Below are 12084 nucleotides of genomic sequence, written 5' to 3'. Positions count from 1 at the left end.
ACTGTTTCTTGCGCTACGTCTTCCGGTACAGTAGCCTGATTGAAATTCCATCCAAATAACGAGTTTTCTGCATGTTAAAGCGCGTGTTTTACAGCCTGTTAGTCCTGCTGGGCTTGCTGCTTTTGACTGTGCTTGGACTCGATCGGTGGATGAGCTGGAAGACTGCTCCCTACATTTACGACGAACTGCAGGATTTACCCTACCGCCAGGTAGGTGTGGTTCTGGGCACGGCGAAGTATTACCGCACCGGCGTCATCAATCAGTATTACCGCTACCGCATTCAGGGCGCATTGAACGCCTATAACAGCGGGAAGGTAAACTATCTGCTGTTAAGCGGCGACAACGCGCAGCAAAGCTACAACGAACCCATGACGATGCGTAAAGATCTGATTGCCGCAGGCGTCGATCCCGCTGACATCGTGCTTGATTACGCCGGGTTCCGAACGCTCGACTCCATCGTGCGTACCCGTAAGGTGTTCGATACCAACGATTTCATCATTATTACCCAGCGATTCCACTGTGAGCGTGCCTTGTTTATTGCGCTCCATATGGGTATCCAGGCCCAGTGCTACGCCGTACCTTCACCAAAAGATATGCTCACCGTGCGGGTACGTGAATTTGGCGCCCGTTTTGGTGCACTTGCCGATCTCTACATTTTTAAACGTGAACCCCGCTTTTTAGGCCCACTGGTCCCTATCCCTACCATGCATCAGGTACCGGACGATGCACAGGGATATCCGGCAGTCACGCCTGAACAACTGCTCGAATTACAAAAGAAACAAGGAAAATAAGCATGGATGTACAAACCCTTTTCGTCGTGTTGGCCTTTCTGCTCATTCCCGTGTTTTGTTTTCGTGAAGCCTGGAAAGGCTGGCGCTCGGGAGCCGTAGATAAAATTAAAAAGAATGCGCGCGAACCGGTTTTCGCTTATCGCAATCAAGAGCCGCTGCAATTTTGGTCTTACGTACTGGTTTATGCTGGATGCGGGTGCTTATCCTTCGGTATGGTTATTTACTTAGTTTTTTATCGATAACGCATTTGCCTTTATATTAGCGTTTGAGAATAGCTAATATTTTGATAATAGTTACCATTTCAAGATAAGGGATTAATGCTGCCCGTCAGCATTTCCCTCAAACTATCTTCTATTTGTGAATCCTTTCACAGAATACTCTTCCTGCAGTGCTTAGCCTTAAGAATAGCCTTTCACTTTTTATATTTTGTTATTAACGGTTTGCCTTAATTTACTCAAGCATTAAGGAAGAAAATATGCCACAACAAAATTATCTGGATGAGCTCACGCCTGCTTTTACCCCATTATTAGCAATAAAAGAGGCTTCCCGCTGTTTATTATGTCACGATGCCCCCTGTAGTCAGGATTGCCCGGCGCAAACCGACCCGGGGAAATTTATTCGCTCCATTTATTTCCGTAATTTTAAAGGCGCAGCCGAAACTATCCGCGAAAATAATGCGCTCGGTGCGGTGTGCGCTCGAGTTTGCCCAACCGAAAAATTATGCCAGCGCGGGTGTACGCGTTCAGGAATTGATAAACCTATTGATATTGCGCGTCTGCAGCGCTTTATAACCGATTTTGAACAGCAGACCGCGATGAAAATATATCAGCCAGCAACAAAAACGCTGGGCAAGGTCGCCATTATCGGTGCAGGTCCGGCAGGATTACAGGCCAGCGTAACGCTGAGCAATCTTGGTTATGACGTAACCATCTTCGAAAAACAGGCTCAGCCAGGCGGCTGGTTGCGCTATGGCATCCCAGAGTTTCGTTTGCCGCATTCGGTTTTGGATCATGAAATTGCCCGTATCGTTGAAATGGGCGTGACCATCAAGTGCAATTGTGAAGTCGGCAATGCCCTTTCCGTTGAGCAACTCAAAGCAGAATATCGCGCCGTACTGGTTACCCCAGGTATGTCTTACGGCTCAACATTGCCTCTTTTTGAGAAAGCGAATCACGTTGAAATTGCCGTCGATTTTCTGCAAAGAGCCCGGCAATCAATCGGAGATATTACCGTCGCCAAAAGTGTATTGATCATCGGCGGTGGCGATGTGGCGATGGATGTCGCCAGTACGTTGAAACTGCTGGGCTGCCCGTCAGTCACTTGTGTCGCGCGTGAAGAACTGGCTGATTTTCCGGCCAGCGATAAAGAATTCAGCAGCACCCAGGCATTAGGCGTGTCGATTATTGACGGTTTCACGCCCGTGGCGGTAAGCGGAAATCAAGTTACCTTTAAGCACGTACGCCTGCCAGGCGAACTCACGCTAGAAGCCGAGCACATTATTCTTGCCGTCGGTCAACACGCTCAGCTTGATAATTTCGCCACGTTAAAGCCACAGCGCAATCTTATCAATACGCAAAACTACCAAACCGCCGATCCGGCTCTGTTTGCTGCGGGCGATATTGTTGAAGGCGATAAAACGGTCGTTTACGCCGTGAAAACCGGAAAAGAAGCCGCTCAGGCCATTCATCACTATTTAGAGGGAGCTTGCTCATGTTAACGAAAGATCTTTCTATTACCTTTTGCGGCGTCAAATTTCCCAACCCGTTCTGCCTCTCTTCCTCCCCGGTGGGCAACTGTTATGAAATGTGCGCCAAAGCCTATGATAGCGGTTGGGGCGGCATTGTTTTTAAAACGATCGGTTTCTTTATTGCGAATGAAGTTTCCCCACGTTTTGACCATCTCAGCAAAGAAGATACCGGCTTTATTGGCTTCAAAAACATGGAGCAAATTGCCGAGCATCCGCTGGAGGAGAATCTGGCTGCTATTCGGCGACTGAAACAAGACTACCCGGATAAGGTCCTGATTGCGTCGATCATGGGGGAAAATGAGCAGCAATGGCAGGAACTGGCCCGCCTGGTTGAAGAAGCGGGTGCAGATATGATCGAGTGTAACTTCTCTTGCCCGCAAATGACCTCGCATGCTATGGGCAGCGATGTAGGACAAAGCCCTGAGCTGGTTGAAAAATACTGTCGGGCGGTTAAACGCGGTTCGCCCCTGCCAATGCTGGCTAAAATGACACCAAATATTGGTGATATGTGTGAGGTGGCGCTGGCGGCAAAACGCGGAGGAGCCGACGGTATCGCGACCATCAATACGGTTAAATCCATCACTAATATCGACCTGAACAGGAAAATCGGGATGCCGGTCGTCAACGGTAAATCCAGTATTTCCGGCTACTCCGGCAAGGCCGTTAAACCTATTGCTTTGAGATTTATCCAACAACTACGCATGCACCCTGAACTGCGGGATTTTCCGATTAGCGGCATTGGAGGAATTGAGACCTGGGAAGATGCCGCCGAGTTTTTACTGTTAGGCGCGGCCACGCTGCAGGTGACCACCGGGATCATGCAGTATGGATATCGGATTGTGGAGGACATGATCAGCGGGCTGTCACATTACCTCGCCGATCAAGGGTTTGACTCACTGGAGGAGATGGTGGGTCTGGCCAATGCCAATATCATCCCCGCCGAGGAGCTTGACCGTAGCTACATTGTCTATCCGAACATCCATCTTGATAAATGCGTCGGCTGTGGTCGCTGCTACATCTCCTGCTATGACGGCGGGCATCAGGCGATGGAATGGAATGAGGAAACCCGTACACCGCACTGCAATACGGAAAAATGTGTGGGATGTTTATTATGCGGTCACGTTTGCCCGGTAGCCTGTATTGATCTGGGCGAGGTGAAATTTAAACCCGGAGAGAAAGAACATGCGTTAACGTTGTAACGCAGATAAAAAAGCCCGGTGCAGGTTGCGCTGCACCGGGCTTTTTACGTTGTACGATTACTTCTTACGCGCGTACTTCAGTGAGTCCAACGCGACCGCGAAGATGATAATGCCGCCCTTGATAATATACTGCCAGTAAGGGTTTACGCCGATGTAGGTCAGACCGTAGTTGATGACGGTGAAGATAATCACACCGGTCACCACGCCAAACACGGTACCTACCCCGCCGCTGAACGACACGCCACCAACCACGCACGCCGCAATCGCATCCAGCTCATACATAAAGCCGAGGTTGTTGGTCGCCGAGCCGATACGCCCGGCTTCCAGCAAACCACCGAAGGCATAGAACACGCCAGACAACGCATAGATAATCAACAGGTTCAGCGCAACGTTTACCCCAGACACTTTCGCAGCTTCTGGGTTTCCGCCGATGGCGAAAATGTTTTTACCGAAGCGGGTCTTGTTCCACAGCACCCACACAAAGGCCACGGCAATCAGCGCGTAGAAGGTGATGTAGGAGAGTCGGAAACTGCCCAGTGCAATAAAGCCCTGTGCAAAGGTTGAAAATCCGCTGTCAAAGCCAGAGATTGGCGATGCACCGACGAAGTCGTAGTACAGGGAGTTGATCCCGTAAACGATAATCATCGTACCCAGGGTGGTAATAAACGGCGTCACGTTCAGGTAAGCAATGATAATACCGTTCACCAGACCGATAATGGCACCAATCACGCAGACAATCAGCACCACTACAATGATCGGCATCGTCGCCATTTCCGGGAACACCTTGTTGGCATTCTCCATCGACTGCAACAAAGTCGCTGCCACCACTGCCGCCAAGCCAACCTGACGCCCCGCCGACAGGTCGGTCCCTTGGGTAACAATCAGTCCAGCCACACCCAATGCGATAATAATACGCACCGAGGATTGTGTGAGAATATTACTCAGGTTTAGTAAGCTTAAGAAAGTGGGATCCTGGAAAATAATAATCGCCAGCAAAACCAAAAGAACAACGTAAATTCCGCCTTCTTTCAGGTAAGTAAGAAAACTTTTCTTATTTAACGCACTCATGAGGAGCCCCTAATCTTAAAGGTGCAAAGACGCAAGACGGAGGATTTCGTTTTGCGTTGTTGTTTTAGTGTCAACAATTCCGGCAACGAGACCATTGCTCATCACCAGAATACGATCGGTAATACCCAGCAGCTCCGGCATTTCAGAGGAAATAATAATAATCCCCTTATCCTTTTTCGCGAGTTCGGCAATTAACTGGTAAATTTCAAATTTCGCGCCAACATCGATACCACGCGTCGGTTCATCCAGCATCAGTATTTCTGGCTGCGTTAATAACCAGCGGCCGATAACCACCTTTTGCTGATTACCACCGGACAGTGAACCGATTTGCGTACGATGGCCTGGCGTTTTCACCCTCATGGAGTCAATTACCCACTGGGTATCACTCTTCATGCGGGAATTATCCAACAGACCGACTTTGTTTTTGTAATTTTGGATATTAGAAATTAACGAGTTAAAACCAATGTCCAGATACGCATAAATACCGGTTGAGCGGCGCTCTTCCGTGACCAGCGCAAAACCATGGTTGATGGCTTCATTTGCACTGTGGTTATTAATCTTTTTGCCATGTAGCGTAATCGTACCCGATGATTTCTCACGAATACCAAAAAGCGTTTCAACAATATCCGTGCGTTTTGCGCCGACCAGACCGGCAATCCCGAGAATTTCCCCTTTGTGTAAATCAAACGAGATATCACGAATCGACGGCTGACGCAGCGAGGTCAGGTTACGCACTTGCAGAATGACTTCACCAGGTTTGTTTTCTTTATCCGGAAAACGTTGGTTCAGTGAACGCCCTACCATCATGGCGATGATCTTATCCATATCCAGCCCTTCCAGCGGCTGGGTCGCAATCCACTGGCCGTCGCGTAGAACGGTAATTTCATCACACAGCTGGAAGATTTCTTCCATTTTGTGAGAAATATAAACAATACCGCATCCACGCTCTTTCAGCTTACGGATGATGGTGAACAGATGATTAACTTCTTTCTCGGTTAACGATGAAGTTGGTTCATCCATGATGACGATTTTGGCGTCATAGGAGAACGCCTTCGCAATTTCAATCATCTGCATTTGTGAAACGGATAATGTGCCGACGCGCGCACGCGGATCGATATCAATATCCAGTTCATCAAATATCGCTTTGGTATCGCGGTACATTTTTTCCTGATCGACAAACATGCCTTTGGTGGGATAGCGTCCCAGCCACATGTTGTCCATCACAGAGCGTTGTAATACCAGGTTTAATTCCTGGTGTACCATCGAAATACCATTCTCAAGCGCTTCCTTAGCAGAATGAAAGTCGATTTCTTTACCCTGAAATAAAATACTGCCGGAATCTTTTTGATAGATGCCGAAAAGACATTTCAATAATGTTGATTTCCCCGCGCCATTCTCCCCCATTAAGGCGTGAATAGAATGCGGGCGGACTTTTAAATTGACATTATCAAGCGCCTTAACGCCGGGGAAGGACTTGTTGATGCCGGTCATTTCCAACAAGTATTCGCCTGACGACTGAGTATGTGTGCTGACCATAATTATACCTTGTTGGCCTTGCAGAGTGCGTTATTAAGGGCGCAATGAAATTGCGCCCACAGACGGAGTATTTACTTATTGGTGAACTCGGCCAGATTATCTTTATCGACACCTACGTACGGAACGCGAACAATCTTGTTCTCAATTTTCCAGTTAGTGCCATCTGCCGCACCTTTGCCATCAGCCAGGTTTTTCGCCAGATCAAAGGTGGCTTTCGCCTGGTTATTAGCATCGTTCAGCACGGTACCGGCCATAGCGCCAGATTTCACCAGCGCCAGTGCTTCAGGCAGGGCATCCACGCCAAATACCGGTACGCTGGTTTTATTGTGTGCCTTCAGCGCTTCAACTGCGCCCATTGCCATCGCATCGTTGTTGGCGATAACGACTTCAATTTTGTTCGCGTTCGGACCGGACATCCACGCATCCATCTTATCTTTCGCCTGAGCGGTATCCCACATTGCAGTATCTAACTGCAGCTGCTCAGTTTTAATGCCTTTGTCGTTCAGCTCTTTAATCACGTAAGTAGTACGTGCTTCAGCATCCGGGTGTCCCGGTTCGCCTTTCAGCAGAACAAACTGAATTTTGCCGTCTTTGTTCAGGTCCCAGTTCGGGTTAGCTGCCCAGTGTTTGGCAATCAAATCACCCTGAATAATACCGGACTCTTTAGAGTCAGTACCGACGTAATACGCTTTGTCATAGCTGTCCAGCGCCTTGCGAGAAGGTTCTTTGTTGAAGAACACGATCGGTACGTTCTGTCCGCGTGCTTTTTCAATGACCGTGCCTGCAGCTGCCGGGTCAACCAGGTTAATCGCCAGTGCTTTAACGCCTTTTGCCAGCAGCACGTCGATCTGATCGTTTTGTTTGGACTGATCGTTCTGCGAGTCGTTCATCAGCAGTTGTACATCTGGCGCCGCTTTGGCATCTTTTTCAATAGCCTTACGTACCACTGACATAAAGTTATCGTCATACTTATAGATAGTCACACCAATACGGGTATCAGCAGCGTGCGCAGCCGCGCCGAATAACATGCTTGCCATTACAGCAGACAGGGTCAACACCTTCTTATTCATGGTATCTCCGGTTTTATTATGCAGGGTAGTACTTGAGATAAATGCTCGGCAGGCAGAACGTTACTGAAGTGTTACTGAACGCCGAAGCTCACTTTTAAAAATATTTCTTCCGTGTCTGGCAACGCTCCCAAAACAGGCTTTAATTATCGTTTAAGGCAGCTATACCTCGATGAAAGTGATTATTCACCGTTACATAGTAGTTACAGCGCAACAAACAGTGTCATCATAGCTATCGCATTGTTAATATACTGTGAATTTACTCACATATTGAAAGCGGTTACATCGCGCTGCGTTATAAGTTAGTGATCGGTGCCGCATTCTGCCGCAGCGCCACTGAATGGCGACGTACCAGCGTCGGCATAAAGCAATGCGTCGCCTGCGGATCCAGCGTGCCAGCCGCGCCCTGTAGTGCAAGCTCCGTCGCCATTTTTGCCATAGAGGCAATGGGATAGCGCACGGTGGTTAGCTGCGGATCGGTGTAACGCGCGATGGGAATATCATCGAAGCCAATGATTGAAAGGTGTAATGGAATAGCGATACCGTTATCTTTTAGCGCGGTCAGCGCGCCAGCGGCCATATTGTCGTTATAAGCGAAGACTGCCGTCAGTTGTAAATTGCGCCCCAGCAGTTCCACCATCGCAGACTCTCCGCCCTGCATATCGGGCGAACCGGTGCCGACCCAACTTTCTGCCGCAACAATCCCCTGCTCTTTCAGAGCAGTTAACCACCCTTCTTTGCGCATGGTGTCATCTTCAATGCGATGGCTTGATGCCAGATAACCGATGCGTTGATGACCATTATTCAGCAACATACGGGTCGCCATTTTAGCGCCGCTGATGTTATCCAGGCAGACGCAACGGTGGGCGTAACCCGGTACCAGGCGATTGATCAGCACCATGCCGGGGATTTGATCCATAAACTCGGCCAGTTCCCGATCGCTCAGTGCTTTAGAGTGTACAATCAATGCGTTACAGCGTTGGCGAATCAACACCTCAATGGCATGACGTTCTTTTTCCGCCTCATGGTAGCTGTTGCCAATCAGGACATACTTCTGATGCTGCTGGGCAACCATATCCACGGCTTTTACCAGCGCGCCAAAAAACGCATCTGATACATCCATGACGACAACACCAATCGTATCGCTTACCTGCGTCGCCAGCGCTTGTGCGTTGGCATTAGGTCGATAGCCAAGCTGAGTGACTGCTTTCATTACCGCTTCACGCGTATCGGGACTCACCAGCGCACTGTTGTTCAGTACGCGGGAAACGGTCGCTACAGAAACGCCAGACTGCCGTGCCACATCACGAATGGTTACCATATTCACTGCCCTGTTTTAGATTGCGGCTGCCCGCAGACACCCCAGGCTGGGTATTTTGTCAGCACAATGAAACGGACTGCGTGAGTGATGTCACAGGAATGAAAGCGCTTACATCCATTTTGTTAATGAATGTGATCCAGATCGTTATCTGGATGTTCGCGGTAATGATGTCCCTGCAGCACGCAGGGTTAATTGACGCCACAGCCATTCCACCGGGCCCTGGCGGTAATAACGTAGCCATATCACGGAGAAAAGTAAGTTAATGACCCAGACCGGGATGACGAAATACAGCAGCTCCAGTCGGTCGAATTTCATAAATAAGCCGAATTGATAGAACAGCGTGGTACAGATTAAGGTTTGTAAAAGATAGTTGGTTAATGCCATGCGTCCCACACAGGCGACGGCAATGACCCATTTTAAACGGCTAAGCTGCGGCCAGAAACCGTACATCAGCGCGGCGTAACCAATGGTCTGCATCGGCGCTCCCAGCTCTCGCGGGGCTTGTAACAGGAAAGCACACCAGCGGTAGGCCCAGTCCAGATTCCACTGAGCGATGATAGCAGGCAGGTTTATCGCCATCCCAACGATGACCAGCAGCACGCCGGTACGTCGATAGTGCTGCAAACTGTACTGCCCTTTTAGCCAACCGCTGCGCATTAATGCCGCGCCGAGCAGCATCATCCCCGCCAGTTGCCAGCCGTACTGAGCACCCAACGCCAGCAAGCTATTGGACATCATATCCACGCGATTGCTGATTGCTTCCATTCCGCCGTTCACTTTCCAGTATTTTTCATACAGCAACGCTGAAGCATCCGGCGTCCAGGCGCGGCTGGTTTCGCTCCCGGAGATCACACCCAACAGCAGCAGTACGCCAACGCCCACCAGATACAGCAGCACACCAGTGTTAAATAAGCTTTTTACCGACGGCGCATCCCGGATCAGCCGCCAGCAAATCAGGCCGATCAAGCCATATGCCAGCAGGATATCGCCATCCCAGAAGAGTAAACCGTGAATAAAACCCAATAACACCAGCAGCGTAAGCCGTGACTGGATCCAGCGTTTACCGCGTGGGAGCAGCATTTGCAAACCGGCACCGAACAGCAGCGCAAACAGCGTGAGGAATTTTACCTGCGCAAAGAGATCGAGCAGCGCCCAGGTCCAGGCATCGGATAAGGTGATGTCGCCATACCACGCAGGATTGAGATATGCCGCCTTTGGCAAGCCAAAGGCGCTAATATTGAGAAGCAGGATACCAAGAATGGCGACGCCACGAATAAAATCCAGCGTGACATTACGCTCCATGGTTCCTGCCCTAATCAGTTGTGATGACGTACTGCGCGCAGGAATTCCTGACGCGTGTTCTGGCTGGACTTAAACAATCCACCAAGAGAAGTGGTGGTGGTCGCACTGGTCGCATCACGAATGCCGCGCGCTTTCACACAGTAATGCACCGCATCAATCGACACCGCCACATTATTCGTCCCGAGCAGCGTTTGCAGCGCGGTGAGAATTTGCTGGGTCAGGCGTTCCTGTACCTGTGGGCGCTGGGCGAAGAACTGCACAATGCGGTTAATCTTCGACAGACCAATAACCGAATCTTTCGGAATATACGCCACCGTCGCTTTGCCATCGATAGTGACAAAGTGGTGTTCGCAGGTGCTGGTCAGCGTAATATCGCGGACCGTGACCATCTCGTCCACCTTCATTTTATTTTCAATGACGGTGATTTTCGGGAAGTTGGCGTAATCGAGGCCGGAGAAAATCTCATCGACATACATTTTCGCAATGCGATGCGGAGTTTCCATCAGACTGTCATCGCTCAAATCGAGATTGAGCAATTGCATAATCTCGGTCATATGGCCAGAGATAAGACGTTTGCGTGTTTCGTTATCCATCTCTTGCACGGGCGGGCGCAGCGGGGTTTCGAGACCACGCGCAACCAGCGCTTCATGAACCAGTGCCGCTTCTTTACTGAGTGATGACATTTCTTCTTCTCCTGCAGGTGGGGCGCCTCTGCCCTGCATGGGGCAAAGTTTTTAGGCTGTATCACAGCCAGAACATTGTGCGTGAGGTGGCGCACATAATCCAGTATTCACCGCGATAATTATTGAAATTGGCACAGCCTTTCAGCTGTAGCAACTTCACTTTCTGTTCAGCCCGGTGACGTCGAGTGTTAATGTAAAGTTATATAGATGATGAAGTATGTTTGCTCAATGCGGAAGTGAAAGTTACTCACAGCGCAATGAATAATCTGTATTATGGTGAGTTCGCAAACACATACAGGTTCAACACAACAAGGAGCCACGCATGGAAATGCTTGAAGAGCACCGCTGTTTTGAAGGCTGGCAGCAACGCTGGCGTCACGACTCCACCACGTTAAATTGCACCATGACCTTCAGTATTTTTCTTCCGCCACCCCGCGATAACGCCCCGCCTCCGGTGCTGTACTGGCTGTCGGGCCTGACCTGCAATGATGAAAACTTCACCACCAAAGCCGGCGCACAGCGCATCGCGGCTGAGCTCGGCATTGTCCTGGTGATGCCAGACACCAGCCCGCGCGGCGAGCAGGTTGCCAACGATGATGGTTACGATTTAGGCCATGGCGCGGGATTTTACCTCAATGCCACTCAGCAGCCATGGGCAACGCATTTTCGTATGTATGACTATCTGCGTGATGAGCTTCCGGCACTGATTCATTCGCAGTTTAACGTCAGCGATCGCTGCGCCATCAGCGGGCACTCTATGGGGGGTCACGGCGCATTGATTATGGCGCTGAAAAATCCCGGGAAATACACCAGCGTTTCAGCCTTTGCGCCGATCGTAAACCCTTGTCGCGTTCCGTGGGGCGAGAAGGCTTTTAGCGCTTATCTGGGTGAAGATAAAACACAATGGACTGAGTGGGATAGCTGCGCGTTAATGCTGGCCAGTAAGCCCACAGACGCGATTCCGACGCTAATTGATCAAGGAGACAGCGATCAGTTTCTTGCCGATCAGTTGCAGCCAGCAGTGCTGGCCGAAATAGCCCGTCAGACCGCATGGCCAATGACGCTACGCATCCAGCCAGGTTACGACCACAGCTATTACTTTATTGCGTCGTTTATTGAGGATCACCTGCGCTTCCACGCCCAGTATTTGCTGAAGTAATTTCTGAGTTGAGGGCGTAAGCCCTCTTCATTTCTCCATCATTCCTTCACTTTTTCTCCTTTTTTCTTCCTTCACTATCTTATTGATTAAAAAAGTATTTCACCCTAAATCACATCAAACACAAATGATTTCTATTATCATTTGTGTTTACAAATATTCATACTTTTGTACAATCCTCCCGCTTCTTTACTGAAAAGAGTCCTTAAAAGAC

General features: G+C 49.6%; 11 protein-coding genes. 5 read left to right on the top strand and 6 right to left on the bottom strand.

Annotated features, from left to right (window positions below; genetic code table 11):
• The first annotated feature begins 71 nt into the window (after positions 1 to 71).
• The 4 genes from sanA (at position 72) to preA (ending at position 3737) form a co-directional block, all read left to right on the top strand.
• Positions 72 to 791, top strand: a complete 720-nt coding sequence (gene sanA, locus OGX67_RS24665; protein ID WP_003027383.1) for an outer membrane permeability protein SanA — start codon at positions 72 to 74, stop codon at positions 789 to 791.
• 2 nt (positions 792 to 793) lie between these two features.
• The gene (locus tag OGX67_RS24660) at positions 794 to 1033 is read left to right on the top strand and encodes a DUF2542 family protein (protein ID WP_003027385.1); all 240 of its coding nucleotides are present in this window, start codon (positions 794 to 796) and stop codon (positions 1031 to 1033) included.
• Between the two features lie 233 nt (positions 1034 to 1266).
• Positions 1267 to 2508: an NAD(P)-dependent oxidoreductase gene (locus OGX67_RS24655; protein WP_257651046.1), complete on the top strand. Its 1242-nt coding sequence runs from the start codon at positions 1267 to 1269 to the stop codon at positions 2506 to 2508.
• The gene (gene preA, locus OGX67_RS24650) at positions 2502 to 3737 is read left to right on the top strand and encodes an NAD-dependent dihydropyrimidine dehydrogenase subunit PreA (RefSeq protein ID WP_057063021.1); all 1236 of its coding nucleotides are present in this window, start codon (positions 2502 to 2504) and stop codon (positions 3735 to 3737) included. Before OGX67_RS24655 ends, preA begins: the two co-directional genes overlap by 7 nt.
• A gap of 57 nt (positions 3738 to 3794) precedes the next feature.
• On the opposite strand, the gene mglC is transcribed toward preA, so the two are convergent.
• The 6 genes from mglC to folE form a co-directional block, all read right to left on the bottom strand.
• On the bottom strand, positions 3795 to 4805 hold the full coding sequence (mglC, locus tag OGX67_RS24645; RefSeq protein WP_003027393.1) for a galactose/methyl galactoside ABC transporter permease MglC: 1011 nt from the start codon (positions 4803 to 4805) through the stop codon (positions 3795 to 3797).
• A gap of 15 nt (positions 4806 to 4820) precedes the next feature.
• Positions 4821 to 6341 carry a galactose/methyl galactoside ABC transporter ATP-binding protein MglA gene (mglA, locus tag OGX67_RS24640; protein ID WP_003027396.1) on the bottom strand — a complete coding sequence of 507 codons (1521 nt, stop codon included), beginning with the start codon at positions 6339 to 6341 and terminating at the stop codon, positions 4821 to 4823.
• Positions 6342 to 6412: 71 nt separating this feature from the next.
• Positions 6413 to 7411: a galactose/glucose ABC transporter substrate-binding protein MglB gene (gene mglB, locus OGX67_RS24635; protein WP_003027399.1), complete on the bottom strand. Its 999-nt coding sequence runs from the start codon at positions 7409 to 7411 to the stop codon at positions 6413 to 6415.
• A 292-nt stretch (positions 7412 to 7703) separates the two neighbouring features.
• Positions 7704 to 8729, bottom strand: coding sequence for an HTH-type transcriptional regulator GalS (gene galS / locus OGX67_RS24630; protein ID WP_003027402.1), 1026 nt, complete (start codon positions 8727 to 8729; stop codon positions 7704 to 7706).
• Between the two features lie 144 nt (positions 8730 to 8873).
• Positions 8874 to 10031 (bottom strand): DUF418 domain-containing protein YeiB, encoded by a 1158-nt coding sequence (gene yeiB, locus OGX67_RS24625; RefSeq protein WP_061548540.1) that lies wholly within the window; start codon positions 10029 to 10031, stop codon positions 8874 to 8876.
• Positions 10032 to 10045: 14 nt separating this feature from the next.
• Complete coding sequence (gene folE / locus OGX67_RS24620; protein ID WP_003027410.1) at positions 10046 to 10714, bottom strand: GTP cyclohydrolase I FolE; 669 nt, start codon at positions 10712 to 10714, stop codon at positions 10046 to 10048.
• Positions 10715 to 11036: 322 nt separating this feature from the next.
• On the opposite strand from folE, the gene fghA reads away from it, so the two are divergent.
• Positions 11037 to 11873 (top strand): S-formylglutathione hydrolase, encoded by an 837-nt coding sequence (gene fghA, locus OGX67_RS24615; protein ID WP_257651045.1) that lies wholly within the window; start codon positions 11037 to 11039, stop codon positions 11871 to 11873.
• The last annotated feature ends 211 nt before the right edge of the window (positions 11874 to 12084 follow it).

The sequence above is a fragment of the Citrobacter sp. Cf118 genome (assembly GCF_030334095.1).
In the GTDB taxonomy this organism is placed as follows: Bacteria; Pseudomonadota; Gammaproteobacteria; order Enterobacterales; family Enterobacteriaceae; genus Citrobacter; species Citrobacter freundii.
Note: the sequence above shows the minus strand (reverse complement) of the source record. Positions and strands in the feature narration are given on the sequence as shown.

Coding starts and splice junctions, on each gene's coding strand:
- sanA (WP_003027383.1), top strand. CDS start 72: ATGTTAAAGCGCGTGTTTTACAGCCTGTTAGTCCTGCTGGGCTTGCTG.
- OGX67_RS24660 (WP_003027385.1), top strand. CDS start 794: ATGGATGTACAAACCCTTTTCGTCGTGTTGGCCTTTCTGCTCATTCCC.
- OGX67_RS24655 (WP_257651046.1), top strand. CDS start 1,267: ATGCCACAACAAAATTATCTGGATGAGCTCACGCCTGCTTTTACCCCA.
- preA (WP_057063021.1), top strand. CDS start 2,502: ATGTTAACGAAAGATCTTTCTATTACCTTTTGCGGCGTCAAATTTCCC.
- mglC (WP_003027393.1), bottom strand. CDS start 4,805: ATGAGTGCGTTAAATAAGAAAAGTTTTCTTACTTACCTGAAAGAAGGC.
- mglA (WP_003027396.1), bottom strand. CDS start 6,341: ATGGTCAGCACACATACTCAGTCGTCAGGCGAATACTTGTTGGAAATG.
- mglB (WP_003027399.1), bottom strand. CDS start 7,411: ATGAATAAGAAGGTGTTGACCCTGTCTGCTGTAATGGCAAGCATGTTA.
- galS (WP_003027402.1), bottom strand. CDS start 8,729: ATGGTAACCATTCGTGATGTGGCACGGCAGTCTGGCGTTTCTGTAGCG.
- yeiB (WP_061548540.1), bottom strand. CDS start 10,031: ATGGAGCGTAATGTCACGCTGGATTTTATTCGTGGCGTCGCCATTCTT.
- folE (WP_003027410.1), bottom strand. CDS start 10,714: ATGTCATCACTCAGTAAAGAAGCGGCACTGGTTCATGAAGCGCTGGTT.
- fghA (WP_257651045.1), top strand. CDS start 11,037: ATGGAAATGCTTGAAGAGCACCGCTGTTTTGAAGGCTGGCAGCAACGC.